This window comes from Methylobacterium sp. J-078, from assembly GCF_022829285.1.
Taxonomy (GTDB): domain Bacteria; phylum Pseudomonadota; class Alphaproteobacteria; order Rhizobiales; family Beijerinckiaceae; genus Methylobacterium.
The window spans coordinates 52,100-77,906 of the sequence record NZ_JAKSYI010000141.1; the positions used below are offsets into that span (position 1 = coordinate 52,100).

At 70.6% G+C, this 25,807-nt stretch carries 20 protein-coding genes; 10 read left to right on the top strand and 10 right to left on the bottom strand.

Going from position 1 to position 25,807, the window contains the following annotated elements:
• Positions 1-71 precede the first annotated feature (71 nt).
• From MKK58_RS25035 to MKK58_RS25055, 5 genes are all read right to left on the bottom strand, one after another.
• Complete coding sequence (locus MKK58_RS25035) at positions 72-3,233, bottom strand: efflux RND transporter permease subunit (RefSeq protein ID WP_243915661.1); 3,162 nt, start codon at positions 3,231-3,233, stop codon at positions 72-74.
• Positions 3,234-3,324: 91 nt separating this feature from the next.
• The gene (locus MKK58_RS25040) at positions 3,325-4,575 is read right to left on the bottom strand and encodes an efflux RND transporter periplasmic adaptor subunit (RefSeq protein WP_243915662.1); all 1,251 of its coding nucleotides are present in this window, start codon (positions 4,573-4,575) and stop codon (positions 3,325-3,327) included.
• A 242-nt stretch (positions 4,576-4,817) separates the two neighbouring features.
• Positions 4,818-5,144, bottom strand: a complete 327-nt coding sequence (locus tag MKK58_RS25045; RefSeq protein ID WP_243915663.1) for a DMT family transporter — start codon at positions 5,142-5,144, stop codon at positions 4,818-4,820.
• Positions 5,141-6,295, bottom strand: coding sequence for an SDR family oxidoreductase (locus tag MKK58_RS25050; protein ID WP_243915664.1), 1,155 nt, complete (start codon positions 6,293-6,295; stop codon positions 5,141-5,143). Before MKK58_RS25050 ends, MKK58_RS25045 begins: the two co-directional genes overlap by 4 nt.
• A gap of 346 nt (positions 6,296-6,641) precedes the next feature.
• Positions 6,642-6,851, bottom strand: coding sequence for a multiprotein-bridging factor 1 family protein (locus tag MKK58_RS25055; protein WP_243915665.1), 210 nt, complete (start codon positions 6,849-6,851; stop codon positions 6,642-6,644).
• Positions 6,852-7,055: 204 nt separating this feature from the next.
• Between MKK58_RS25055 and MKK58_RS25060 the strand changes: the two genes are divergently transcribed.
• Both MKK58_RS25060 and MKK58_RS25065 read left to right on the top strand, forming a co-directional pair.
• Positions 7,056-7,415 carry a c-type cytochrome gene (locus MKK58_RS25060; RefSeq protein WP_238278186.1) on the top strand — a complete coding sequence of 120 codons (360 nt, stop codon included), beginning with the start codon at positions 7,056-7,058 and terminating at the stop codon, positions 7,413-7,415.
• Between the two features lie 274 nt (positions 7,416-7,689).
• Positions 7,690-10,116, top strand: coding sequence for an MASE4 domain-containing protein (locus MKK58_RS25065; RefSeq protein WP_243915666.1), 2,427 nt, complete (start codon positions 7,690-7,692; stop codon positions 10,114-10,116).
• Positions 10,117-10,143: 27 nt separating this feature from the next.
• Here MKK58_RS25065 and MKK58_RS25070 read toward each other — a convergent pair whose 3' ends face one another.
• Positions 10,144-11,370 carry an acyl-CoA dehydrogenase family protein gene (locus MKK58_RS25070; RefSeq protein WP_243915667.1) on the bottom strand — a complete coding sequence of 409 codons (1,227 nt, stop codon included), beginning with the start codon at positions 11,368-11,370 and terminating at the stop codon, positions 10,144-10,146.
• Between the two features lie 242 nt (positions 11,371-11,612).
• Here MKK58_RS25070 and MKK58_RS25075 point away from each other — a divergent pair, with 242 nt between their 5' ends.
• The 4 genes from MKK58_RS25075 (at position 11,613) to MKK58_RS25090 (ending at position 17,444) form a co-directional block, all read left to right on the top strand.
• Positions 11,613-13,952: an ATP-binding protein gene (locus tag MKK58_RS25075; RefSeq protein WP_243915668.1), complete on the top strand. Its 2,340-nt coding sequence runs from the start codon at positions 11,613-11,615 to the stop codon at positions 13,950-13,952.
• 27 nt (positions 13,953-13,979) lie between these two features.
• The gene (locus tag MKK58_RS25080) at positions 13,980-14,444 is read left to right on the top strand and encodes a response regulator (RefSeq protein ID WP_243915669.1); all 465 of its coding nucleotides are present in this window, start codon (positions 13,980-13,982) and stop codon (positions 14,442-14,444) included.
• The gene (locus MKK58_RS25085) at positions 14,426-16,204 is read left to right on the top strand and encodes a response regulator (protein WP_409565317.1); all 1,779 of its coding nucleotides are present in this window, start codon (positions 14,426-14,428) and stop codon (positions 16,202-16,204) included. Before MKK58_RS25080 ends, MKK58_RS25085 begins: the two co-directional genes overlap by 19 nt.
• Positions 16,205-16,337: 133 nt before the next feature.
• On the top strand, positions 16,338-17,444 hold the full coding sequence (locus tag MKK58_RS25090; RefSeq protein WP_243915670.1) for an alkene reductase: 1,107 nt from the start codon (positions 16,338-16,340) through the stop codon (positions 17,442-17,444).
• A 234-nt stretch (positions 17,445-17,678) separates the two neighbouring features.
• Here MKK58_RS25090 and MKK58_RS25095 read toward each other — a convergent pair whose 3' ends face one another.
• Positions 17,679-17,984: a hypothetical protein gene (locus MKK58_RS25095; RefSeq protein ID WP_243915671.1), complete on the bottom strand. Its 306-nt coding sequence runs from the start codon at positions 17,982-17,984 to the stop codon at positions 17,679-17,681.
• Positions 17,981-20,278: an FdhF/YdeP family oxidoreductase gene (locus tag MKK58_RS25100; protein WP_243915672.1), complete on the bottom strand. Its 2,298-nt coding sequence runs from the start codon at positions 20,276-20,278 to the stop codon at positions 17,981-17,983. Before MKK58_RS25100 ends, MKK58_RS25095 begins: the two co-directional genes overlap by 4 nt.
• Before the next feature lie 304 nt (positions 20,279-20,582).
• Here MKK58_RS25100 and MKK58_RS25105 point away from each other — a divergent pair, with 304 nt between their 5' ends.
• Complete coding sequence (locus MKK58_RS25105; RefSeq protein ID WP_243915673.1) at positions 20,583-20,888, top strand: hypothetical protein; 306 nt, start codon at positions 20,583-20,585, stop codon at positions 20,886-20,888.
• 93 nt (positions 20,889-20,981) lie between these two features.
• Positions 20,982-22,046, top strand: a complete 1,065-nt coding sequence (locus tag MKK58_RS27020; protein WP_313899300.1) for a hypothetical protein — start codon at positions 20,982-20,984, stop codon at positions 22,044-22,046.
• Between the two features lie 111 nt (positions 22,047-22,157).
• Here MKK58_RS27020 and MKK58_RS25115 read toward each other — a convergent pair whose 3' ends face one another.
• Both MKK58_RS25115 and MKK58_RS25120 read right to left on the bottom strand, forming a co-directional pair.
• A complete protein-coding gene (locus MKK58_RS25115) occupies positions 22,158-23,246 on the bottom strand; it encodes a quinone-dependent dihydroorotate dehydrogenase (RefSeq protein WP_243915674.1) in 1,089 nt (362 codons plus the stop codon).
• A 30-nt stretch (positions 23,247-23,276) separates the two neighbouring features.
• Positions 23,277-23,636, bottom strand: a complete 360-nt coding sequence (locus MKK58_RS25120) for a DUF952 domain-containing protein (RefSeq protein ID WP_243915675.1) — start codon at positions 23,634-23,636, stop codon at positions 23,277-23,279.
• 206 nt (positions 23,637-23,842) lie between these two features.
• Here MKK58_RS25120 and MKK58_RS25125 point away from each other — a divergent pair, with 206 nt between their 5' ends.
• Positions 23,843-24,475: a helix-turn-helix transcriptional regulator gene (locus MKK58_RS25125; RefSeq protein WP_243915676.1), complete on the top strand. Its 633-nt coding sequence runs from the start codon at positions 23,843-23,845 to the stop codon at positions 24,473-24,475.
• A gap of 88 nt (positions 24,476-24,563) precedes the next feature.
• Complete coding sequence (locus MKK58_RS25130) at positions 24,564-25,679, top strand: ATP-binding protein (protein WP_243915677.1); 1,116 nt, start codon at positions 24,564-24,566, stop codon at positions 25,677-25,679.
• The last annotated feature ends 128 nt before the right edge of the window (positions 25,680-25,807 follow it).

The following is a 25,807-nucleotide window of genomic DNA, read 5'->3' on the forward strand; positions in this document are numbered from 1 at the left end:
CCGTAGAGGCGCCGGAGCGGCGTCGAAGTCAACGCGGGCGGGCGCAGGCGCGCGAGGCTGTGATCGCTGCATCACGCGTGCTCGGCCCGGGTCCCGGCCCGGATGGCCGCGTCCGACGGGATCGTCGCCGGCACCCGGCGCGAGAACAGCGCGATCAGGATCGGGACCACCACCAGGATGAGGTTGGGTGCGAGCAGGATGCCGCCCACGACCACGAGGGCGAGGGGCTTCTGCACCTGCGAGCCGATGCCGGTGGAGATCGCCGCCGGCAGCAGGCCGACGCAGGCGGCCACGCAGGTCATCATCACCGGACGCATGCGCACGTTGGCGGCGTGCCACACCGCGTCCGCCCGGGCCCAGCCCTCGTCGAGGAGCTGGTTGTAGTAGGAGAGCAGGATCACGCCCTCCATGGTGGAGATGCCGAAGAGGGCGATGAACCCGATCGCGGCCGAGATCGAGAACGGCGTCAGGGTCAGGACGAGGGCGAAGATGCCGCCGATCATCGCCATCGGGATGACGCTGAGCGTCAGCGCCATGTCGGTCACGGAGTTGAAGTTCACGTAGAGCAGCAGGGCGATCAGCGCGATCGTCACCGGCACCACGATGGTGAGGCGCTGCACGGCGTCCTGGAGGTTCGTGAACTGCCCGACCCATTCGAGGTGGAACCCGGCCGGCAGGGTCACCTCGCGGGCGATGCGATCCTGGGCTTCGAGGACCGCACCACCCAGATCACGCCCGCGTACCGAAAACTTCACCGGGATGTAGCGTTCCTGGTTCTCCCGGTAGATGAAGGCCGCGCCGGAGACGAGCTCCACGGTGGCGATCTCGGAGAGCGGCACCTGGACCACGCCGCCGGCCGGGTTGGCCGCCCCGATGGTGATGTTGCGGATGGTCTCCAGGCTGCGGCGGTACTGGGGCGCGAGGCGCACCCGCATGGGGAAGTGCCGGTCCGAGCCGTACTCGTAGAGGTCGCCCGCGGTCTGGCCGCCGATAGCCGCCTGGACGGTGGTGTTCACGTCGCCCGGCGACAGGCCGTAGCGGGCCGCTTTTCGCCGGTCGATGTCGATCCGCACGGTCGGCTGGCCGAGGGAGGCGAAGACCGCCAGATCCGCGATGCCCGGCACCGTCGACAGGGTGGCCTTGATGGCTTCGGCCGTCTTGGTGAGGTCGTTGAGGTCGTTGCCGTAGATCTTGACGGAGTTCTCGCCCTTCACGCCGGAGGCCGCCTCCTGGACGTTGTCCTCGATGTACTGGGAGAAGTTGAACTCGATGCCGGGGAAGGCCTCGTCGAGCTTGGCCGAGAGGTCGCGGACCAGCGCCTCCTTGTCGAGGCCCTTGCGCCAGGTGTCGAAGGGCTTCAGGGGCGCCAGGATCTCCACGTTGAAGAAGCCGGTGGCGTCAGTGCCGTCGTCCGGGCGGCCCTGGTGCGACAGCACGGTGACCACCTCCGGCACCTCGGCGATGATCTTGCGCAGGCGCTCCACGTAGGCGTTGCCGGCCTCGAGCGAGATCGAGGCCGGCATGGTGCCGCGGATGTAGAGGTTGCCCTCCTCGAGCTTGGGCAGGAATTCGAGGCCCAGCGTCCGCGCGGCGATGCCCGAGGCGCCGAGAAGCGCGGCGAGGACGAGGAGCGACAGCACCTTGTTGCGCAGGCCGAAGCGCAGGATCAGCACGTGGCCGAAGCGCAGCAGGCGCACGATCAGGGTGTCGCGCTCCTCCACGTGCTTGGGCAGGATCAGCGCCGAGAGCGCGGGCGAGACCGTGAAGGTGGCGATGAGCCCGCCGAGCAGCGCGTAGGCATAGGTCTTGGCCATGGGGCCGAAGATGTGGCCCTCGACGCCGGTCAGCGTGAAGAGCGGCAGGAAGCCCACGATGATGATGGTCGCCGAGAAGAAGATCGCCCGGTTCACCTCCGCGCCCGCGATGGCGATGGTGCCGAGGCGCCCGCTCAAGCCGCCCGGCGGTGCCTCGCCTTCGCCGTGTTCCGGCTCGGCCAGGTGCCGGAACACGTTCTCCACCATGATCACGGTGGCGTCGACGATCAGGCCGAAATCGATGGCGCCCAGGGAGAGGAGGTTCGCCGAATCCCCGCGCAGGACCAGGATCAGGATGGCGAAGCCGAGGGCGAAGGGAATCGTCGCCGCCACGATGATGGCGCTGCGCAGGCTCCCCAAGAACAGCCACTGCACCACGAAGACCAGCACCACGCCGAAGACGAGGTTGTGCATCACCGTGTGGGTCGTGGTGTGGATCAGCCCGCTGCGGTCGTAGATGCGCTCCACCGTCACGCCCGGGGGCAGGATTCCGCTGGCGTTGACCTTGTCGATCTCGGCGTTGACCAGCTTCAGCGTCGGCAGGCTCTCGCCGTCCCGGCTCATCAGCACGATGCCCTCGACGATGTCGCTCTGCCCGTCATGCCCGACGATGCCGAGGCGCGGCGCGTTCGAGACCCGCACCTCGGCGACGTCGCGCACCAGCACCGGCACACCGTTGACCTGGGTCAGCATCGTGTCGCGAATGTCGTCCATGTCGCGGATGAGGCCGATGCCGCGCACCACCGCCGATTGCTCGCCCACGTTCAGGGTCTGGCCGCCGACGTTGATGCTCGAATTGTTCAGCGCCGTGACGAGCTGGACCAGGGTCAGCCCCTGCGCCTGGAGCCGGGTGAGGTCGACCGCGATCTCGTATTCCTTGGTGCGGCCCCCGAAGGCCGTCACGTCGGTGACGCCGGGAATCGCCTTGAACCGGCGCTGCAGCACCCAGTCCTGCAGGGTCTTGAGGTCGGTGGAGGAGTAGCCCGGCGGCCCCGTCACCTTGTAGCGCATGATCTCGCCGACGGGACTCGTGGGGGAGATCTGCGGCTGGGCGCCGTTGGGCAGCGGCGGCAGCTGCGACAGGCGGTTGAGCACCCGCTGCAGGGCCTGCTGGTAGGTGAAGTTGTAGTTGAACTGCACCTTCACGTCCGAGAGGCCGAACAGCGAGATCGTGCGCACCACGGTGGCGTTGGGGATGCCGGCGAGCTGCACCTCCAGGGGAATCGTGATGTAGCGCTCGATCTCGTCCGCCGATTGCCCGGGATTCTGGGTGATGACGTCGACCAGCGGCGGCACCGGGTCGGGATAGGCCTCGATGTTGAGCTGCGTGTAGCTCGCATAGCCCAGCGCCAGCATCACCACGAACAGCAGGAACACCAGCACGCGCTGGCGCAGGGCGAAGACGATCAGGCCGTTCATGGGTGAGACTGGGTCATGACAGGTCTTCGCCTCGAAAAAAGGTGTCGGCTTCGAACAGGGATTCGGCCTCGACGGATGGCGGGCGCCCGCCTCAGGACGCCTTGTCGCCGCTGGTGGCCCGATCCATGAAGACGGCGCCGCGCGTGACGATCGCCTCGCCGGCCGAGAGGCCGCCGGTCACCTGGGCGAGCCCGCCGACGGTCATGCCGAGGGTGATCGGCCGGGCCTCGATGGCGCCGTCCGGCCGCGCCACCCAGACATGCGCCCGCGCGCCCTCGTACACGATGGCGGCGGCGGGCACGGCCGGCGCCGTCTGTCCGGGTCCCGTGAAGATGGTGAAGGCCGCGAACATCTCGGGCTTCAGGAGCCCCTCGGGATTCGCGACCTCGCTGCGCACGGCGAGCCGCCGGGTGGCCGGGTCGAGGCTGGCGGACATGTAGTTCACCCGCCCCTTGAACACGCGCTCGCCGAAGCCCGCCACCGTCGCCTCGATCTCCTGGCCGATGCGGATGCGGGGGATCTCGCTCTCGCGCACGTTGGCCACCAGCCACACCGTCGAGAGGTCGCCGATCACGAAGACCGGGTCGCTGGAGGCGGAGAGATACTGGCCGAGACCGACCTTGCGCTGGACGATGGTGCCGGCGATGGGCGCCCGGATCTGGGTCTCCGGGCTCATGGTGCCCTTCTTCTCGTAGGCGGCGATCTCCGCATCCGTCTTGCCGAGGAGGCGCAGGCGGTTCTTCACCGCCTCGAGGCCGGCCTCGGCGGTTTTCAGGTCGCTCTGGGCGCCGATCACGTCGTTCTGGGCGGACTGGTAGTCCTTGAGCGCGACCGCCTTGGCCTGGAACAGCTCCTGCTGGCGCGCCGCGATGGTCTGGTCGAGCTTGAGCAGGGCGGTCGCCTTGGCGAGGGTGTTGAGGGCGGCCTGATAGTCGCTCTGCGCCTGGACCATGTCGGTGGCCTCCAGGGTGAGGAGGACGTCGCCCGCCTTGACCGTGTCGCCCGCCCGCACGAGCACGCGGGTGACCCGGCCCGCATAGGGTGAGGTGACCGGCACGTTGTCGTCGTCGTTAAGGGCGATGCGGCCCTCCGCCGTACCCTCCGGGCGGAAGCTCATCGTCCGGACGGGCTGAATGTCCAGGGCGGCGCGCTGGGCGGGGCTCGGCCGGAACAGCCGCCCCTCGGACGAATCCGGCGCCTGGCTCGCCTCCGCCCCGGCGGTCTCGGACGCCGAGAACCGGTCGCGGATCGAGGTGGCGAGGCCGAGGATGGGGCCGGGCCAGACGCTCGCGGCCACGATCGCGCAGATCAGCAGCCCGAGGGGAATGACGATCCTGGCCATTGCAGGCGGGGTCCCGTTCATGGGGCGCAACTTCGTCTCGGTCTGGGCGTGGATCGTCGTCCGGGGGCGCCGGGGCGCCCTCGGTGGCCTCGGCACGGGGGCGGGGAGAGCCGGCGCCGGTCAGGCGCGGCGCGGGTCGCGCCGGCACGAGCCCGCAGATCGGTCCCCCCGAATCGTGCGGCACTGGCCTCGGGTCGCACCGCGTCGAATTTGAGGCGCGGGGCGATGCGGCGCCTTTCGCCTCAGTGGCTCGTCTGTGCGGAGGCCAGGATCGCGACCCCGACCGCGATCACGCCGATGCCGACGATCATCGTCGGGCTGACCGGCTCGTCGAACAGGAGGGCGCCCCCGAGCGCAGCCCCGACCATGCCGACGCCCGCCCAGATCGCGTAGACGACCCCGATCGGCAGCATGTCCATGCTGGTGGACATCAGCCAGAGGGCCGTGCCGTAGCCCAGCGCCACCAGCACGGTCGGTCCCGGCCGGGTCAGGCCATCGGCCGCCTTGAGGGCGAGGGTGGCGGTGATCTCGGCGCCGATGGCCAGGGAGAGGATGAAGAAGGGGTTCACGCGATGGCCGTCAGCGCCGCGGGCGCGCTCGGCACGGGGGCCGTGAACATCTCGAGGTCGTCGGCGAACTGCTCGACGATCTCGCCCGAATTGGCGAGGCAGGTGGCGAGGTAGGCCGGCAGGGACGGCGGCGGCGCGAAGCCCTCCGCCAGGAGCCGCGTGTTGTCGAAGCTGAGGTCGAGGGAGCAGAACGCGTAGTAGGCCCGGGTCGCGCGCAGCATCGCCTGCTTGAGGGAGCCGTCGAGCCCGAACACCTCCGCGAAGCGGGCGCGCAGGGTGGCGCGGTCGGACAGGTCGAAGCGCCGGAAGGCCCGCACGCCGTCGGACGGCTCGGCCGCCTCGAAGGCGCCGATGAGGTCGCGCCAGGAGGCGCTGGACGCCGCCCCGCCGGAGACGTGGTAGAGCCGGTGCGCGAGGTTCGGCTTGAACAGCAGGCCGTGCAGGGTCTCGGCGACCCAGTCGGAGGGCACGATGTCGACCCGGCTCTCGTCGCTGCAGGGCAGCATGCGCAGGCGGTCGGCGGCGCGGACCACCCACAGGATGCTGGAGCTCGGGCCCGCGCCGAGGGTGGAGTGGCCAACCACGATGGAGGGCCGGGCCACCACGACCGGCAGATCGGAGAAGTGCTCGGCGAGCGAGGTCTCGGCCGCCGCCTTCGACACCGTGTAGGCCACGAGGTGGCGGGCATCGACCGCCGGGTAGGCGGCCTCTTCCACCTGATGGGGCGCGTTGGCGCCGCAGATCATCGCGGTGCCGACGTGGAGGAAGCGTTCGAGCCCCGCCATGGCGCGGGCGCGCCGGGCCAGGGCCAGGGTTCCGTCGTGGTTGGTCCGGTTCACCCGCTCGTCGCCCCACCAGGACGTGTCGGCGGCCAGGTGCAGGATGTGGGTGACGTCGTCGAGGCGCGGATCCATGTCGAGGTCGGCGCGGGTGAAGTCGCCGGGCACGATCTCGACCTTGCGGGCGAGGCGCTGGGCCGTGAACGGATCGGTGAAGCGGGCGAGGCGGGCCGCGACGCGCTGCCGGCCCTGATCGATGCTGGCGCAGCGCACGAGACAGACCCACGTGACGGCATCGTCCCGGTCCAGGGCCTGATGGAGCACGGCGCCCCCGATGAGACCGGTCGCGCCGGTGAGCAATACGCGTTTCAAGTGACGCCCCCCTGATTTGCAGGGGTATGTGCCAGAAAAAATTAGAAATAATCCGTGCGGTTGCGGCCCATTTCGGAATTAAATCGCATAGATGCAAATATGCATCATCGGCTCACGGGTTCGTGTCCGCGCCGGCTCGTGCCGCCTTCGCGGATCGCCGGGCGATCGGCGTTTTCCGCGGGCGATCCCGACTGCCGCCGAGGGGCCGGCGGGTCACCGCGCGGACCGCACGCCTCCGCTCTCGGTTCGAAGGCGGGACGGGCCCGGTCCTTTCGCGTCGTCCCGGGGTTTGGGGCCTGCGGTGGCGAATCGGATGTCCTGACTGCGCGCCGTGGCCAGGGCGCGGTCAATCCGATCGCGATGTGGGGGCTCCGGCGCGGGGATCGTGCGCGAAGAACGTCTCCAGCGCCGCCTGAAGCTGCGGATTGGGCTTCTTCAGCCCCGTGATGAACCGCGAGATGCGCGGCTGGTTGATCCCCAGCGTCCAGGCAAGCTGCGCCTGACTCCAGCCGGAGCGATCGAGAAACCGGGAGACGTCGGCTGGCTGGATCGGCATGGCCCCACCCCTTCGATGCGCCATCGTGCGATGCGAGATCGGTGGAAAAACTCTATGGGCGATGCCGGCGCTTTCCAGGGACGATCGCGGCTAATCCCGGCGCTCTTCTTCAAATTACCGTGATATCGCCGGGCGTTCGGATACGTTTCCGGGGCTGCGCCTTAGGTTCCTCAGCGCAACGACAATCATCGGAGAGGAAACCCCATGCGGTACATCATGCTCGGCGCGATCGTGGCGGCACTGCTTCCCATGGCGGCGCAGGCCGAGGGCGATGCGGCGGCCGGCGAGAAGGCCTTCGCGCCCTGCAAGGCCTGCCACGCCTTCGGCAAGAACGGCGTCGGCCCCAACCTCACCGGTGTCGTGGGCCGCAAGGCGGCGTCCGAGGAGGGCTACACCTACTCGGCGGCGCTGAAGGGCTCGGGCATCACCTGGGACGAGGCCAACCTGCACGAGTGGCTGAAGAACCCGAAGGCCAAGGTGCCCGGCACCAAGATGGTGTTCGCCGGCTACCCCGACGACAAGAAGATCGACGACGTCATCGCCTACCTCGCCTCGAAGAAGTAAGCCCGCTTCGCTCCGCCCTGGCGGCGCGCGGTCGGCCCTTCCCGGAGGGAGAGACCGGCGGCCTGCGACCGGGGCGGAGTCTCTGTTCCGGCGTGCTTCGCGTGACGGGCCCGGCCGGACGTCTGTCTCGCGGCGGCAACAGCCCCCGCACGGCATGGTCGCGCGACGCGTGAACCGATGCTGCCGGCATGGCGCGGAATCCGGAAGGTGCTAGACTCGCCTCGGTCCTGACGGCCGGGCGACCTGCCCGTGAGCACGGCCCGGAGCCCTCCTCGTGCCGGAAGCGTCTGGACGCCTCGACCTCTCCACCCTCGCGACCGCGGCCCCGAGCCGTCGGAACAGGCGGTTCGCGGTCGCCGTCGCGGTCGCCTTCGGGCTTCTCACCCTCGTGCTCGTCCCGATCGCGGGAAGACCCATCGGGGCGATGCCGGGCTTCGTGGCGAGCTATCAGACCGCGCTGATCACCGTCTACGCCGTCACGACCGCCCTGCTGTTCACCCAGTACCGGCGCACCCGCTCGGTCTCGCTCCTCGTCCTCGCCGCCGGCAGCCTCTACACGACGCTCATCGTCGCGGTGCAGCTTCTCAGCTTTCCCGGCATCTTCGCGCCGGGGCGCATCCTCGGGGCCGGCCCGGCGACGACGACGTGGCTGTGGACCCTGTGGCACCTCGGGCCGCCGCTCTTCGCGCTGCCCTACGCGATCATGGAAGGCGACCGGCGCCGGCGCTTCGTGCCCGCCGGCTCCGAGGACCGGGTCGGCACCCGCGCGGCCCTGGCGATCCTGGCGGCGGTCGGCGTCCTGTCGTGGATCGTGATCGACTTCGTGGACTACCTGCCGCGCACCGTCGCGGGCGACGATTACTGGCTTCTGACCACGTCGGGCATCGGGCCGGGCGTCGTCTTCCTCACCGTCCTGGCCCTGGCGATCCTGTGCTGGACCACTCGCCTGCGCAGCGTGCTCCACCTCTGGCTGGCCGTCTCGCTGCTGCTGCTGGTCTTCGACAACCTCGTCACCCTGCCGGGCGCGGCGCGCGGCACCGTGGGGTGGTTCGCGGGACGCCTGGAGGCGCTCGCCGCCGGCATGATCCTCCTCGGGGTCTACCTCCGGGAGGTCGACGGGCTCTACGGCGCGGCCGAGCAGGCCGCGGAAGGCCGCGAGCGGGAGCGGGCCGAGCTCGCCATCGCCCGCGACAACCTCCTGGTTGCCCTGGAGGCCGCCGACATGGGCGACTGGCGCCTCGACCTCGCCACGGGCCGGGCCGAGCGGACCCTGCGGCACGACCGGATCTTCGGCTACGACACCCTGCTGCCGTCCTGGGGGCTGTCGGATTTCCTGCGCCACGTGGTCGCCGCCGATCGCCCCGCGGTCGCCGCCGCCGTCGCGCGGGCGCAGCGCGAGGGGCATCTCGAGGTCGAGTGCCGGATCACGCGGGCGGGCGACGGCGCCGAGCGCTGGATCAATGTGCGCGGCCGCGCCTACCGGGACGAGGGCGGCCCCCCGATCCGGATGATCGGCGTGGTCATCGACACGACGGAGCGGCGCGAGGCCGACCAGCGCCTGAGCCAGTCGCAGAAGATGGAGGCGATCGGCCAGCTCACCGGCGGCGTGGCGCACGACTTCAACAATCTGCTGACCGTGATCGTCGGCAACCTCGACATGATCGTGCGCCGTCCGGACAACCCGCAGCGGGTCGAGCGCCTCGCCACCTCGGCGATGCTCGCCGCCCGGCGCGGGGCCGAGGTCACCGAGAAGCTGCTCTCGTTCTCGCGCCGGCAGGTGCTGCGGCCGGAGACGGTGAACCCGAACCACCTCCTGAAGGACTTCCAGGGCCTGCTGCAGCGGGCGCTGGGCGAGGCCGTCACCCTCGTGCTCGACCTCGACACCGCGCTCGATCCGGTCCGGCTCGATCCCGGCCAGTTCGAGAGCGCCATCCTCAACCTCGCGGTGAACGCGCGCGACGCGATGCCGGGCGGCGGCACCCTGACGATCCGCACCGAGAATTTCGCCGTGACGCCGGAGCGCGCCGCCGCGTGGCCCGACCTCAACGCGGGGGATTACGTCCGCGTCTCGGTGCACGACACCGGGTCGGGCATGGATGCCGCCACCGCCGCGCGGGCGTTCGAGCCGTTCTTCACCACCAAGGACGTCGGCAAGGGCACGGGGCTCGGCCTGAGCCAGGTCTACGGCTTCGCGCGCCAGGGCGGCGGGCAGGTCCGGGTGGCGAGCACGCCGGGCCTCGGCACCACCATCACCATCGACCTGCCGCGCTCGGCCGAACCGGTCGCCGCCGCACCGCGCCCCGACGCCCTCCTGCCCCTGCGCCGGGCCGCGGAGGGCGAGGTCGTCCTCGTGGTGGAGGACGAGGCCGCCGTGCTGGAGATGGCGGTGGAGAGCCTGTCGGAGCTCGGCTACCGCACCCTCACGGCCACTCGCGCCGCCGAAGCGCTGGAACGCCTGCGGGGCACGGAGCGCATCGACATCCTGTTCTCGGACGTGGTGATGCCGGGCGGCCTCAACGGCATCGAGCTCGCCACCCAGGCGCGCCAGCTGCGCCCCGGCCTGCGGATCCTGCTCGCCTCCGGCTATACCGGCTCGGCGCTGGGCGAGCAGGGCGTGCCCGTGGACCTGCCGCTCCTGAGCAAGCCCTACCGGCGCGAGGATCTTGCGAGCAAGCTGCGCCTCGTGATGGGCGGGCGCTGAGCCCCGAGACTCACTGGGCCCCAAGGCTCACGGCTTCGGCAGAATCCGGTCGCTGATGATCCGGCGCTGGATCTCGCTGGTGCCCTCGAAGATCGTGGTCAGGCGGGCGTCGCGCCAGTAGCGCTCGACGCGGCGCTCCGTGGTGTAGCCGTTGCCGCCATGGAGCTGCATGGCCTGATTGGTGACCCGGACCGCCATCTCGGTGGCGACCAGCTTCACCATGGCGGACTCACTCTCGGCCGGCTCGCCGATGTCGAGGAGGTGGGCCACCTGGTGCCAGAAGGCGCGGGCCTGCGCGATGTCGGCCGCCATGTCGGCGAGTGCGAAGCGCAGCGCCTGGAAATCCCCGATCGGGTGGCCGAACTGCTCGCGCTCCTGGAGATAGGCCTGGGTGTCCTCCAGGGCCGCGCGCGCCACGCCGACCGCGCGGGCCGCCGTGTGCACCCGCGCGATGTTGAGGCCGCGCTGGACCGAGGCGAAGCCGCCCGCATCCGCGTCCGCGCCCTGGTCGCCGTAGAGGCCGGTGAGGCGGTCGCTCTCCGGCACCCGCACGCCGTCGAGGTCGAGCTCGAAGGTCAGGAAGCCGTGATAGCCGATCTTGTCGATGACCCGGCCGGTCATGCCGGGCGGAAAGGTGCCGGGCTCCTTGACCACCAGGAAGGGTTCGAGCCCGGCCGAGCGCGGCTCGCCGGGTTCCGGGTCGCGGGTGCGGGCCAGGACCTCGATGAAGTCGGCGGCCTGGGCGAAGCCCGCCCAGCGCTTGGTCCCCGTGAGCACCCAGGTGTCGCCCTCGCGCACGGCGCGGGTCTTGACCCCGGCGAGGTCCGAACCGGCCGTGGGCTCCGACAGGGCGATGCTGCCGATCCAGCGGCCGCGCGCGGACTTCTCGAGGAGGTCGCGCCGGCGCTCCGGATCGAGGGTCTGCGTGCCGAGGCCCTGGCCCCGCGCCAGGATGCTGCCGACGGAGAGCCAGGCCCGCGCAAGCTCCTCCGAGATGAGGCAGTATTCGAACACCCCGAGCCCGAGGCCGCCCTGCTCGGACGGGATCGTGATCCCGAACCAGCCCTTCTCGGCCATCCGGTCGATGAGGGCGCGGGGCATCTCCGCCTTCTGCGGGTCGAGGGTATCGGCGAGCGGCATCACCACGTCGCGGGCGAAGGTCCGGGCCTCTGCCTGCAGGGCCGCCCGCTCGGGCGTGTGCCAGGGCGCCGGCAACTCCGGTGGGCGCGGCTCCACGCGATCGGGCTTCGACATGCTTCGGCTCCTGCCCCCCGGCGGACTTGCACGCTCGCGCGATCCCGGGTCACGCGACGAAGCTAGGGCGGGACCATCCGAAGTCGACGGCGGCCGCCGGAGCGCTCGCCCGCGCCGCGGCGATTCTGCGCGCCGTCTGACGAATCCGTCATTTCGGATCGCGTTGCGCCCCGGTCGCGTTGGGCCTAGTCACGAGGCCGGAGCAGCCATCCGGGCTGTTCCGGCGGCACGGAGCAGATGACTTGGCCTCGACCGCTTGGTCCCCGCGCGGGGTCGAACTGACCGCCTGCGACCGGGAGCCGATCCACCGCCTCGGCACGCTCCAGCCACATGGCTTCCTCATCGCCTTCCGCCTACCGGACCGGCGCATCGTGCAGGCCAGCGCCAACGCGCCCCGCCTGCTCGGGTCCGGAGACGCGATCGGACTGGACGCGGCCGCCTACGTTCCGAGCCTCGCCGACGAGGTCGAAGGCGGGATCGCACCGGAGCGCGACGGCGCGCAGTACCTGCGCACGGTGACCCTCGACACCCGCGAGGGACCCCGCGCCTACGATCTGGCGGCGCATGCCTGCGGCGATCTCACGATCCTGGAATTCGAGGCGGTGGCGAGCGCGTCCGCCTCGGACCACAGTCTCGACGCGCTCTATCCGCGCCTCAGCCGGTTCGTCGAGGGCCTGCACGGGGCCGGGTCGGTGGAGGATCTCTGCCATCTGCTGGCCGTCGACATCCGCCACATCACGGGGTTCGACCGCACCCTGGTCTACCGCTTCGACCGGGACTGGAACGGCACCGTGGTGGCCGAGGACGGCAACGGCGTCCTTCCGTCCTATCTCGACCTGCGCTTCCCGGCGACCGACATTCCGGCCCAGGCCCGCGAGCTCTACCGGCGCAACCGCCTGCGCATCATCCCCGACGCCGGCTACGTGCCGGTCCCGATCCTTCGCGCGCCGGACCTCGCCGAGGCGGAACCCCTCGACCTCAGCCAGTCGATCCTGCGCAGCGTCTCGCCGGTGCATGTCGAATACATGCGCAACATGGGCACCATGGCGTCGATGTCGGTCTCGATTCTGGTGGACGGGGCCCTCTGGGGACTGATCTCCTGCCACAACGAGACGCCGCGCCGCGTCCCCCTCCAGGCCCGCAACGCCTGCGACTTCCTCACCCGCATCTTCGCCCTCCAGCTCGCCGCCAAGGAGCGCGGCGCCGAGGCCGAGCAGCGCCTCGCCCTCGGGTCGATCCAGGCGCGGCTGCTCGGCTACATGGCCGAGGAGGAGACCTTCCTCGACGGGCTCCTGAACCACGCCGACGACGTCCTGGCGCTGGCGGGGGCCTCCGGCGCGGCGGTGATCTCCGCCGAGCGCTGCCGGTTGCTGGGCGCCACGCCGCCGGAGGCCGACATCTGGGGCATCTACCGCTGGCTCTCCAGCGGTCCGGGGGGCGCGGACCTCGTGGCCACCGACGCCCTGGGCGAGGTGTATCCACCGGCCCGCGCCTTCGCGGATCGCGCGAGCGGGCTCCTGGCGATCTCGATCTCGCAGAAATACGCGAGCTACGTGCTCTGGTTCAGGCCGGAGGTGGTGCGCACGGTGAAATGGGGCGGCGACCCCAGCAAGGCGGCGATTCCCGACCCGGCCGGCGGGCCGGACCGGCTCCATCCGCGCAAATCCTTCGAGATCTGGAAGGAGACCCTGCAGGGCCGCGCGCTGCCCTGGTCGCTGGCGGAGACCGAGGCCGTCAAGGAACTGCGCGGCTCGGTCATCGGCATCGTGCTCCGGCGCGCCGAGGAGCTGGCTTCCGTGAGCGAGGAACTCCAGCGCTCCAACAAGGAGCTGGAGGCGTTCTCCTACTCGGTGAGCCACGACCTGCGCGCGCCCTTCCGGCACATCGTCGGCTATTCCGAGTTGCTGCGCTCCCGCGAGGGGGCCCGGCTCTCGGACAAGGGGCGCCACTACGTCGATACCATCATCGAGGCGGCCTTCTCGGCGGGCACCCTCGTGGACAACCTGCTGCGCTTCTCGCAGATGGGCCGGCATTCCCTGAATCCGATCGCCGGCGACCTGAACGTCCTGGTGGAGGAACTGCGCCGCGCCGCCCTGCGCGATGTGCCCCCCGACCGGGTGATCCACTGGGCGGTGCAGCCCCTCGGGACCGTCTACGCCGACCCGATGATGCTGCGCCTCGTGATCGAGAACCTCCTCTCGAACGCGGTGAAGTACACGCGCACCCGCCCCGAGGCCCGGATCGAGATCGGCCGGCGCGACGCGCAGCCCTCGGACCCGCGGGGGGAGGGCGAGGCCGTCGACCACCCGGTCTTCTACGTGCGCGACAACGGCGTCGGCTTCGACATGGCCTATGTGGGCAAGCTGTTCGGGGTGTTCCAGCGCCTGCACCGGGTCGAGGAATTCGAGGGCACCGGCATCGGCCTTGCGAATGTCCGGCGGATCGTCGAGCGCCACGGCGGGCGGACCTGGGCGGAGGGGGCGATCGGCGAGGGCGCGACCTTCTACTTCACGCTGCCGTCGTCCACGGCGGTCCCGAATCCGAAGGCCGCGCCCCGGTCGCGGACGCCGTCGAACGCTTAGTCGAACGCTTAGGAGTCACGCCGAACCATGCCCGACCTGAAGCCGATCCTGCTCGTCGAGGACAACCCGAACGACATCGAGCTGACCCTGGCGGCCCTGGAGAAGAGCCAGCTCGCCAACGAGATCGTGATCTGCCGCGACGGTGCCGAGGCCCTCGACTTCCTCTACCGGCGCGGCGAGCATGCCCACCGGGACACCCGTGACCCGGCCGTCGTGCTCCTCGACCTGAAGCTGCCGAAGGTGGATGGCCTCGAGGTGCTGGCCAAGGTGAAGGGCGACCTGCGCACGCGGTCGATCCCCGTGGTGATGCTGACCTCGTCGCGCGAGGAAACCGACCTCGTGCGCTCCTACGACCTCGGGGTGAACGCTTTCGTGGTCAAGCCCGTTGGGTTCACGGAATTCTTCGAGGCGATCCAGGACCTCGGGGTGTTCTGGGCGGTCCTGAACGAGCCGCCACCGCACCGTGGGGGAGAATGGCCATCGAACACCTGAGGGACAGCATGGTGGACCCGACGCCCCCGGCCGGGTTCGGGCCGGATCCGCTGCGGATCCTGCTCCTCGAGGACAGCGATCTCGACACGGAACTGCTCTGCGCGGTCCTGGACGACCTCGGTCACCCCTACACCCTCGACCGGGTGATGACGCAGGCCGATTTCACCCGCACGGCGGAACCGGAGGCGCACCACCTTATCCTGGCGGACTACATCCTGCCGACCTTCGACGGGCTCGGCGCCCTCGCGATCGCCCGCGCGCGCTGCCCCGGCACGCCCTTCGTCTTCCTCTCGGGCGCCCTCGGCGAGGATGTGGCCGTGGAGGCCCTGAAGCGGGGTGCCACCGACTACGTCACGAAGCAGCGCCTCGACCGCCTGCCCCGCACCATCATGCGGGCGCTCGCCGAGGCCCGCGCCCGGGCCGAGCGCGAGCGTGCCCTGCGCGACCTGCGCGACCTGAACGAGACCCTGGAGGCGCGGGTCGAGGCCCGCACCCGCGAGCTGGAAGCCGCCAATGCCGAGCTTCAGCGCCAGGTGGTCGAGCGGGAGCGCGTCGAGGAGGCCCTGCGCCAGGCCCAGCGCCTGGAGGCGGTGGGCCAGCTCACCAGCGGCGTCGCCCACGACTTCAACAACCTGCTGACCGTGATCTCCGGCAACATCGAGTTCCTGGGCCGCGCCGTGTCCGACGAGCGCTCCAAGCGTCGCCTCGACATGATGCGGGGGGCGGCCGACCGGGGGGGGCGCCTCACCGCGCAGCTCCTCGCCTTCTCGCGGCGCCAGCGGCTGGCGCCGACCCCGGTGGAACTGAACCACACCGTCGCCTCCATGCGCGACCTCCTGCAGAGTTCCATCGGCGGCGCGGTGCGCATCGAGATGACGCTGCAGCCCGAGCTCTGGTCGGCCCTGGTGGACGCGACGCAGATCGAGCTCGTGATCCTCAACCTCGCGATCAATGCCCGCGACGCCATGGTGGTGGGCGGCTGCCTCACCATCGAGACCGCCAACGTCACGCTGACGGAAGCCCCCGCCCGCGCGGAGGAGCCGGCGCCGGGCGCCTACGTCATGGTGGCGGTGAGCGACACCGGCACGGGCATCGCGCCCGACGTGCTGGCGCGAGTCTTCGAGCCGTTCTTCACGACGAAGCCGGTGGACAAGGGCTCGGGCCTCGGGCTCGCCCAGGTCTACGGCTTCGTCAAGCAGTCGGGCGGCGGCGTCCGCATCGACACGCGGGTCGGCGAGGGCACCTCCGTGCGGGTCTACCTGCCCCGCGCCGAGGCCGATGCCCGCCCGGCCGCGGCGCCGGCCGCGCCCGTCGACTGCGCGGCCCGGCGCAGCCCGGACGACCGGCCCGTCATCCTCGTGGTAGATGACGACACCGCCGTGCGGGAGGTGACGACCACCATCCTGAGCGAGAGCGGCTACACCATCCGCGAGGCGGGCTCGGGCCTCGCGGCCCTGCAATCGCTGGAGGCCGACCCTTGCGTCGACCTCGTCCTCCTCGATTTCGCGATGCCGGGCATGAACGGCGCCGAGGTCGCCTGCGAGATCCGCAGCCGCTGGCCGCAGCTCTCCGTGATCTTCGCCACCGGCTACGCCGACACGACGGCCCTGATGCGGGCCGGCGCGGTCGGGGCGGAGCGCATCGTGCAGAAGCCGTTCCAGGGGGGCGAACTTCAGCGCAAGGTGGCGGCGAACCTTCCCGACGCGCCGGCCCAGACCCCGGCCCTTCGCCTCGTTCCGGATCGCGCGCGCCGCGCCTGATGCGGCTGCGCGCGGGCCTGCCCGTGCGGCGACCTCCGATGCCCCGGCGGAACACCGTCCGGCCCCGCCGCTTGTCCCGGCTGAAGCCCGGCGCGCCCGCGCGCCCCGCCCCATCCAGGACACAGCCGAACGCATGAGCCCGATCCTCGAGCCCTTCACCCTGGGCGATCTCACCCTGAAGAACCGCGTCGTGATGGCGCCGCTGACCCGCAGCCGCTCCTCCACCGAGGGCGTGCCGCCGGACTTTGCCGTGGACTACTACGCCCAGCGCGCCAATGCCGGCCTCATCATCAGCGAGGCCACCAACATCTCGCCCCAGGCGGTGGGCTACGCCTACACGCCCGGGATCTGGAGCGACGCGCAGGTCGAGGCCTGGAAGCCCGTCACCGCCGGGGTCCACGCCAATGGCGGCCTGATCTTCCTGCAGCTCTGGCACACAGGCCGGATCTCGCATCCCGACGTGCAGCCGGACGGGCAGCTTCCCGTGGCGCCCTCCGCCCTCAAGCCCGAGGGCACGGCCTTCACCAAGTCCGGCATGCAGCCCCACGTCACCCCGCGGGCCCTGGAGACCGACGAGATCCCGGGAATCGTCGCGGATTACCGCCGCGCCGCCGAGAACGCCAAGCGCGCCGGCTTCGACGGGGTCGAGATCCACTCGGCCAACAATTACCTGCTCGAGCAGTTCGTACGCGATTCCACCAACCACCGCACCGACGCGTACGGCGGCTCGATCGAGAATCGCCTGCGCTTTCCGCTGGCGGTGGTGAAGGCGGTCACCGAGGTCTGGGGCGGCGGCCACCGCGTCGGCATCCGCCTGTCGCCGGCCACCACCGAGCCCGGCAAGACCCCCCTCGACAGCGACCCGAAGGCGACCTTCGGCGCCTACGTGGAGGCCCTGAACGCCTTCGGCCTGCTCTACGTCCACACCATCGAGGGCGTGACGCAGCAGACCCGCGACGTGCCGGATTCGGTCGATTTCGGCCAGATCCGCAAGCGCTTCAAGGGCGCCTATATCGGCAACAACCAGTACACCCTGGCGCTTGCCGAGAAGGACCTCGCCGAGGGCCGCGCCGACCTCTTCAGCTTCGGCCGCCCCTACATCGCCAACCCGGACCTCGTGCAGCGCCTGGAGACCGGCGCCCCGCTGGCCGAGGCGCCGAAGCAATACTGGTACGGCGGCGGCGCCAACGGCTACTCGGACTGGCCGGGCATGAACGGGCCTGTGGCGATCAAGCGCTGAAAGAGGGGCATGGCGCGCAGGGTGTCGTGCGCCACCCTCCCCCCGCTGCGGGGGAGGGTGCCTGCGGAGCAGGCGGGAGAGAGGGCGACCTCTCCGGACAAGGCACTCCCCCTCTCCCGACCCGCTTCGCGGGCCACCCTCTCCCGCAGAGGGGAAAGGGATCGCGCGGCGAGCACCCGCGATAGGCGGTCAGGTAGGCGCCGTCCGCGTGCGAAAAGGCTCGTTGCCCCGAAGTCACCCGTGCAGATGCGCCAACACGGTCTCCCCGGCCGCGCTGGGAGCGTAGTGCGTGCGCTGGGTCCGCGCGTTCCGGTCGGTCAAGGCGAGGAGCCCCGCCTCGCTCGCCAGCGTCTCCACCGCCCGCAGCACCAGGGCGTGCTCGATCCCGAACACCCGTGCGAAGCTGCGGCTGTCGCGGGCGAGGTCGAGATGGAGGGCGGCCATAACCCCGGCCTCCAGGGTGGAGAGGCCGGGCTGAAGGGCGGCCACCGAATCGGTCACCGCCAGGAAGGTCTCCGCATCGGCCGGCGGTTCGCTCACGCGGCCGCCGGGGTCCGCAGGCGGACCAGCACCGACTTCGAGGTCGGCGTGTCGCTCTCCTCCCCGAAGGTCGAGAGCGGCACGAGCACGTTGAGCTCCGGGTAGTAGCCGGCCAGCGACCCGCGCGGCATGTCGAAGGGCACGAGGCGGAAATCCTCGGCCACCCGCGTGACGCCGTCCGCATGGGTGCCGACGATGTCGACCCGGTCGCCGGTCCGGGCGCGGATCTCGGCGAGGTCGTCCGGATGAGCGAAGACCACCCGGCGCTCGCCGTAGACGCCGCGATAGCGGTCGTCGAGGCCGTAGATCGTGGTGTTGTACTGGTCGTGGCTGCGGAAGGTCTGGAGCACGAAGGTATCGGCCGCGCGCTTCGCCTGCTGGTGCTCCGTTGCCTCCGGGAGCGGGCCGGCGGAGAAGTTGGCCCGCCCGGTCGGCGTCTCGAAGCTGCGCTCGGCGGCGAGGTTCTTCAGCATGAAGCCGCGCGGGCGCCGGACGCGCAGGTTGTAGCCGGTAAAGCCCGGGATCGTGCGCTCGATCAGGTCGCGGATGCGGTCGTAATCGTCGGCGAGCGCCGCCCAGTCGACCCGTTCCGACCCAACGGTCGCGGCTGCCATGCCGGCGATGATGCCGATCTCGGAGCGCAGTTCGGGCGAGGCCGGCTTGTTGATCCCCCCTGAGCCGTGGACCATGCTCATGGAATCCTCGACCGTGACGATCTGGGTCTTGCCCTTCGAATTCCGGTCGATCTCGGTGCGGCCGATGCAGGGCAGCAGGTAGGCGACGCGGCCGGGCACGAGGTGCGAGTGGTTGAGCTTCGTCGCGATGTGGACGGTGAGTTCGCAGGAGGCCAGCGCCTTGGCCACCAGGGTCGTGTCCGGCGTGGCGCGAGCGAAGTTGCCCCCTAAGCCGATGAAGGCCTTCGACGAACCGTCGAGCATAGCGCCGATGGCGGCCAGCACGTTGTGCCCGTGCCGGCGCGGGGCGGCGAAGCCGAATTCCCGCTCCAGGGCGTCGAGCAGGGCGGCCGGGGGCTTCTCGTTGATGCCCACCGTGCGGTCGCCCTGCACGTTGCTATGGCCGCGCACGGGACAGAGGCCGGTGCCGGGGCGCCCGACATGGCCGCGCAGGAGCATGACGTTGGTGAGCTCGCGGATGGTGGCCACGGAGTGGCGGTGCTGGGTCACGCCCATCGCCCAGGTGCAGATCACCTTGTCGGCGCCAAGATAGACCTCGGCCGCGACCTCGATGTCGGCGCGCGTCAGGCCGGACTGGTCCTCGATGGCCGCCCAGGTCGTGGCATCCACCGCCGCGCGGTAGGCTTCGTACTCCGCCGTGTGGTTGCGCAGGAAGGTCCGGTCGAGGCGCGACGACTGGCCGGCGGCGAGCGCCGCGTCGTCGGCTGCGAACACCGCCTTGGCGATGCCCCGGAACGCCGCCATGTCACCGCCGAGACGCGGCTGGTAGTAGTGGCTCGCCACCGGCGCGCTGGCGCCGCGCAGCATCTCCACGGTGTTCTGCGGATCGGCGAAGCGCTCGAGCCCGCGCTCGCGCACGGGGTTGAACACCACGACCTTCGCGCCGCGATGGGCCGCCCGCCGCAGGTCGCCGAGCATGCGGGGATGGTTGGTGCCGGGATTCTGACCCACCACGAAGATCGCGTCGGCCTTCTCGAAATCCTCCAGGAGGACGGTGCCCTTGCCGACGCCGATGGCCGCCTGCAGGGCGATGCCGCTGGCCTCGTGGCACATGTTGGAGCAGTCGGGGAAGTTGTTGGTGCCGTAGTGCCGGGCGAAGAGCTGGTAGAGGTAGGCGGCCTCGTTGGAGGCGCGGCCGGAGGTGTAGAACTCGGCCTGGTCCGGGTGGTCGAGGCCGCGCAGAGTGGCGCCAATCTCCGCGAAGGCGGCGTCCCAGGTGGTGGGGACGTAGCGGTCGCTTCCCGCGTCGTAGCGCATCGGATGCGTCAGGCGGCCCTCGCCCTCCAGGGCGTAGTCGGTCCAGCCGCGCAGCTCGGTCACCGTGTGCTTCGCGAAGAACTTCGGCGGCGTGCGCTTGTCGGTGGCTTCCCAGGAGACCGCCTTGACGCCGTTCTCGCAGAACTCGAACGACGAGCCGTGTTCCGGGTCGCCCCAGGCGCAGCCGGGGCAGTCGAAGCCGTCGGGCTGGTTGGCCTTGAGCATGGCCCGCGCGCCCGAGAGCGGCGCCCGGCTGCCGAGCAGATGCTTGCCGCAGCTTTTCAAGGCGCCCCAGCCGCCGGCGGCGGACGAACGCTTCGGGGTCGCGACCGGGTGATCCATGAACGGGTCCTGGGACGGGCATGCGCGGCCGAGGATCGGTCGCGGAACGGGGCCTTGGCCGCCCAGCGATATCGCGATGCGAAGCGGACGCTCAATTGCGCGAAAACGCAGGCCAGTCATGCCGTTAGGGGTACCATGCGTTTTTTGCAGAGCCGCTGGTGAGCGGGTTGAAACCGTTCCAGGCCGCGATGCGGAAATCCAAGCCTTCGATCCCGGCCCACAGTCCCTGGTGAAGCGCCCGCCGATCGCCTAACCCTCGGGCCGAGTCGGAGGCGAGGACGCCCGGAATGAGGAAGCGCGGGAGATGAGAACGCCGGTGAGGATCTTCGCGGCGGCGGCCGTCGCCCTCGCGGTCGGCGTCGCGGTGATGGCCCATGATCGCCAGATCGGCGCCGGATGGGCCGTCTCGGCCGAGCAGATCGCCGACGCGCAGGCCTATGGCAAACCCGGCGTCGAGATCACTCCCGGGCGCATGGTGGTCGAACCCCTGCCGAGCGAACAGGCGGCCCGGCTTCCCCTGAAGTGGGTCCTCCTCGGCCTCGCGGCGGGGGCTGCCGTGCTGGTGGGAACGGGGCGGCGAACGCGTCCGTTCCGCCCGGACCGGCGGTAGCTTGCGCACGCATCGGGCGCGTTTCGCCCGCGCCGTGCTAGCCTTCGGCAAATCGAGATCGGATGTCCGGATCGGACGAGTCAGACGCTGCTCATGAAACTGCTACGCATCCTCCGAAAGCCTCGTCCGTCAGCCGTGGACAGCCACCTGCCGGGATTCGACGAAGCCTACTATCGCCTCTGGTATCCGGACGTGGCGCAGTTCGGCGGCACGCCGCTTCAGCATTATCTCCGGCACGGGTGGCGGGAAGGCCGCGACCCAAGCGCCGGCTTCAGCGGCAACGGCTATCTCACCGCCAATCCTGATGTCCGGGCGGAGCGCATCAATCCGCTCACGCACTTCCTAAAGCGCGGCTTGGCCGAGGGCCGGACGGGCTGGCACAAGGATCCGACCTCGCCCGCGCCGATCGGACGGTTCGACTACGGGTCGATCAGTCCGGCGCTGGGCTCCCACGTGGAGACTTGTCCGGTCTTCATGTACTGGACCCATCCCGAAATTCGGGAACCCGCGGCGGCCTCCGCATGGCGTCGGATCTATCACAGGTTCCGGGTCTTCTCGGACGACGACGTGATTCCCCTCCTGCCGGATCCGTTCGTCCCAGTGTTCCAGTCCATCCTGTTGCCGTCGGCCAAGTCGGACATCGCGCGCCTGTTCCTTCTGCGCGCGCATGGTGGCCTGTTCGTCGACGCGCATGTTGGTCCGGCACAGCCATCCGACCTCATGGAGACGCTCGGCCGGCTGAGCGACTACAACCTCCTGCTGTTCGGACAGCGATGGCTCATGCCGAAGGAAACGGATTTCAACCTCATGAATGGGGTTCTCGCCGCCCGGTGCGGTGCGCCCGAACTCGACGTCATCATCGATAGGCTTCTCCGCAATGTTCGCGATCAGAAGGTGAAGGAGGACGCGACGCCCGATCACGTACCCTACGACCTGCACGTTCTGACGGGCACCTACGTGATCGTTCAGGCGGTCTTCGACCTGGTTCCGCCGAGGCCGCGGCTGAAGCCGGAGTATCGGGACACGACCTTCGTCCATCTGCTGGACAACAACGCGGCCGCCGGCTTTCAGCTCTATGCGGACTACGTCTACCGACAGCCGGACAACCACTGGAGCGAGCGCCAGAAGCGTGAACGCTTCTTTCGGAAGAGCGGATGATGATTTCGCCACGATAGGCCGGGCGCCGCGACGGCGAGCGGCAACCCAGGTCGAGGGCGGGTCCGATCGACGGCTCTGCGTGGGCGAGCCCGTGCGACCCCGTTCCACCGTTCAGCGCCCTTGGACCTGCATCGTTGCCAGGGCCGCCGCGTCGCGCCCGACCACCGTCGCGAGGCTGGCGCCACCCTCGGCCTTCAGCCGATCGAGCAGGCCCGCCTTGATCTCGGGGATCAGGCCGGGGCCGGCATAGACGAGGCTGGAATAGAGCTGCACGAGGCTGGCGCCCGCGCGGATCTTGGTCCAGGCGGCCTCAGCCGAATCGATACCGCCGACGCCGACCAGCGGGATCCGATCGCCGACGCGCAGGTAGGTCTCGGCCAGAAGCCGCGTCGCGGCCGCGAAGAGTGGGCGGCCCGAGAGGCCTCCGGTCTCCTTGGCGAGGCCGGCCTCGCGCAGGCTCGCGGGCCGCGCGATGGTGGTGTTCGAGACGACGAGGGCCTGGACGCCCCGGCGCAGGGCGGTCGCCGCCATGGCGTCGAGGGCCTCCAGGGTGATGTCCGGCGCGATCTTCAGGAGGATCGCGGTCTCGGGATGCACCGCGTCGCGCGCCTCGACCACGCGGGCCAGCAATTCGTCGAGGAAGGCCTCGCCCTGGAGATCGCGCAAGCCCGGGGTGTTGGGCGACGAGACGTTGACGGTGACGAAGTCGACGAGCGGCGCAAGTCCACGCGTACAGGTGACGTAGTCGGCCAGCCGGTCCGTCGAATCCTTGTTCGCGCCGATATTGACCCCGATCCGGCCCCCGCGGCCCTGCCGGGCGGCGAGGCGCGCGCGCACGACGTCGAGGCCCTCGCTGTTCAACCCGAATCGGTTGATGACCGCGTTGTCGCGGGTCAGCCGGAACACCCGCGGGCGCGGATTGCCGGGCTGGGCTTTCGGCACCACGCCGCCCACCTCCACGAAGCCGAAGCCGAGGCCGAGGAGCGCGTCGGGCACCTCGGCGCCCTTGTCGAACCCGGCGGCGAGCCCGACCGGGTTCGGGAAGCGGCGCCCCAGCACGTCCACCGCGAGGCGCGGGTCGTCGGCCCGTGGACGGCGCGGGGGCAGGGCGGCCAGGCCCCGCAGGGTCAGGTTGTGGGCGGTCTCCGCGTCGAGGCTGTGCAGCAGCGGCCGGGCCAGGGGAAACAGCGCGTTGATCACGTTCGCACTCCGATCAGCGGGGAAGCGGCCTCACGCCGGGCCGCCGGCCCGCAGCGCATCCGGAAAGACATGTCTGCCATCCGCCCCGAGGGGCAGGTCCACCACCGCCCGCACCGCCGTCAGGGGCAGGTCGGCGTAGAGGTGCGGGAACAGGGCGCCCCCCCGCGAGGGCTCGTAGCGCAGGGCCGGGCCGAGCGCGTCGGCCTCCACCGAGACGAGGACGAGGTCGTCCGCGCCGGCGAAGTGCCGGGCCGCCGTCTCGATCGCCTGGTCGGCGGTCGAGAAGTGGATGTACCCGTCTGCGCGATCGACCGGCGCGCCGGTGAAGCGGCCGAGCGCCTCGGCGTCGCGCCAGAGTGCGCGGGGACAGATCTTGTAGATGAGCGGCATACCGCGCTCCCTAACGGGTTTCGGCAAGGCGATCAAACGGGCATCGGAAAGCGTCGCACAACCCTGGGGCGTAAGTCGATCGGGCCGTTTCGTCTGGAGCGCGACTGACTTTTCGGGGGCGGGCGGGCATTGCCATCCCAACAGATTAGTTCTACTTTCCTAGATCTAGGCTGGTCGTCTTAGCCGTAGCGCGTTTCGAGCCTCCGATGCTGTCTCACGAGCAGATTTGGACCGCGATCGACCGATTGGCCGAACGTCATGGTTTCTCCGCCTCCGGCCTCGCGCGCCGGGCCGGGCTCGACGCGACGAGCTTCAACCGCTCCAAGCGAATCGGCCCCGACGGCCGCAAGCGCTGGCCGTCCACCGAATCGGTCTCCAAGGTCCTGGCCGCGACGGGTGCCAGCCTCGACGACTTCCTGCGGCTGATCGAGGCGCGGGGCGGCCCGCCGCGTACGATGATCCCGCTCATCGGCATGACGCAGGCCGGCGCCGGTCGCCTGTTCACCGAGGAGGGCATGCCGACCGGCGGGCCCGGCTGGGAGGAGATCGAGTTTCCCGATCTCGGAGACGACCGGGCCTTCGCCCTGGAGGTGCAGGGCGATTCGATGATGCCGCTCTACCGCGACGGCGACATCCTCATCGTCTCGCCCACCGCCAGCGTGCGCAAGGGCGACCGCGTGGTCGTGCGCCTCTCCGCCGGGGAGGTCCTGGCCAAGGAACTCAAGCGCAAGACGGCGCGCACGATCGAGCTCGCCTCCCTCAACCCCGAACATGCCGACCGCCTCGTGAATGTCGGCGACATCGCCTGGATCGGCCGGGTGATGTGGGTGCGCCAGTAGGGCCTCACACAAGCTTTGCCGCGTCTGCGGTAAGGGGCTATGCCTTGCGACCGGAGGGGCGCCCGCGCCCCGCATCGGCGGACAGGCCATGGCATCGCCCGGAACGCACGACCCCGCTGCGCTGACGAGGCCGGAGGCGGGGCTCGCGGCGCTGCTCACCGCGTCGGCCGTGCCGGCTCTCCTGCTCGAGCCGGCCGAGGACGGACAGCGCGTCGTCCTGGCCAATCCGTCGCTCCTCGCCCTGACCGGGCGCGAGATGTCGGCCGTCACCGGCGGTGATCTCTGGGCGGCGCTGCGGCCGGACGGGGACCGCGAGACCCGCGCCGTCCTGCAGGCGGCCCTGGCCGGTGAGCGGCCCGAGGGCGTCGAGATCCTGGCCCATGCGGCGGGTGGCGCGGCCTGGTGGGCGCAGGTCCTGGTGGCGCCGGTGTCCGGGACGCCGTACCTCCTTGCCCAGGTCGTCGACGTCACGCGGCGGCGGGACGCCGAGGGCGCGCTCCTCCTCTCGCGCCAGCGCGAGGCGCTCGGTCTCCTCACCAACAGCGTGGCGCACGAGTTCAACAACTTCCTCCAGATCCTGATCGGCTACATCGACGGCCTGAAGCGCCGCCTCGGCGACCGGGAGGAGCCTTTCATCCAGCGGGCGATCCTGCGCTCCACCGACGCCGCCGAGCGGGCGACGATCCTGACCCGCCAGTTGCTCGCCTTCTCGCGCCGCATCGCCCCCGACGTCCGCCCGGTGGACCTGAACCGCCTGATCGAGGATTTCGGGGCGCGGGTCGGCCCGACCCTGCCGACGCGGATCACCCTGGAGATCCGGACATCGCCCGGCCTCGCCTGCGGGCTCGGAAATCCGACGCAGGTGGACCTGGCCTTGACCCACATCGTGGCCAATGCCTGCGAGGCCATGGCCGAGCCCGGGCGCATCGTCGTGGCGACCTTCGCGGTGCCGCCGGGCGACCGTGGCCTGCAAAGGCCCGGGGACGGCGCCGTCGGCATCACGGTGACGGACGAGGGGTCGGGCATGTCGCCCGAGATGGCGGCGCGGGCGCTGGCACCCTTCATCACCAGCCGGGAAGCCGGGCGGGGCACGGGGCTCGCCATCGTGCACGGGCTGATGAAGCGCCAGAACGGCACGGTCTCGATCGATTCGAAGCCCGGGGAGGGCGCCGTGGTCCGCCTCGTCTTCCCGGCCGTGGTCTGAGGGCGGGCGACCGGACGCCGGATCGCGCGGTCCGGAAGGACTAAAACCCGCGCTGGAACGTCACCATATGCAGGAGCGGCGTTCGCGCCGAGCCCGTTGCCAGGTCCTTGGACCGTCCCGTTCGTCAC

What these genes read in the sequence shown, in the direction of transcription:
- MKK58_RS25035 (WP_243915661.1), bottom strand. Translation starts at nt 3,233, where the DNA reads ATGAACGGCCTGATCGTCTTCGCCCTGCGCCAGCGCGTGCTGGTGTTC.
- MKK58_RS25040 (WP_243915662.1), bottom strand. Translation starts at nt 4,575, where the DNA reads ATGGCCAGGATCGTCATTCCCCTCGGGCTGCTGATCTGCGCGATCGTG.
- MKK58_RS25055 (WP_243915665.1), bottom strand. Translation starts at nt 6,851, where the DNA reads ATGCCGATCCAGCCAGCCGACGTCTCCCGGTTTCTCGATCGCTCCGGC.
- MKK58_RS25060 (WP_238278186.1), top strand. Translation starts at nt 7,056, where the DNA reads ATGCGGTACATCATGCTCGGCGCGATCGTGGCGGCACTGCTTCCCATG.
- MKK58_RS25070 (WP_243915667.1), bottom strand. Translation starts at nt 11,370, where the DNA reads ATGTCGAAGCCCGATCGCGTGGAGCCGCGCCCACCGGAGTTGCCGGCG.
- MKK58_RS25080 (WP_243915669.1), top strand. Translation starts at nt 13,980, where the DNA reads ATGCCCGACCTGAAGCCGATCCTGCTCGTCGAGGACAACCCGAACGAC.
- MKK58_RS25085 (WP_409565317.1), top strand. Translation starts at nt 14,426, where the DNA reads ATGGCCATCGAACACCTGAGGGACAGCATGGTGGACCCGACGCCCCCG.
- MKK58_RS25090 (WP_243915670.1), top strand. Translation starts at nt 16,338, where the DNA reads ATGAGCCCGATCCTCGAGCCCTTCACCCTGGGCGATCTCACCCTGAAG.
- MKK58_RS25100 (WP_243915672.1), bottom strand. Translation starts at nt 20,278, where the DNA reads ATGGATCACCCGGTCGCGACCCCGAAGCGTTCGTCCGCCGCCGGCGGC.
- MKK58_RS25105 (WP_243915673.1), top strand. Translation starts at nt 20,583, where the DNA reads ATGAGAACGCCGGTGAGGATCTTCGCGGCGGCGGCCGTCGCCCTCGCG.
- MKK58_RS27020 (WP_313899300.1), top strand. Translation starts at nt 20,982, where the DNA reads ATGAAACTGCTACGCATCCTCCGAAAGCCTCGTCCGTCAGCCGTGGAC.
- MKK58_RS25120 (WP_243915675.1), bottom strand. Translation starts at nt 23,636, where the DNA reads ATGCCGCTCATCTACAAGATCTGTCCCCGCGCACTCTGGCGCGACGCC.
- MKK58_RS25125 (WP_243915676.1), top strand. Translation starts at nt 23,843, where the DNA reads ATGCTGTCTCACGAGCAGATTTGGACCGCGATCGACCGATTGGCCGAA.
- MKK58_RS25130 (WP_243915677.1), top strand. Translation starts at nt 24,564, where the DNA reads ATGGCATCGCCCGGAACGCACGACCCCGCTGCGCTGACGAGGCCGGAG.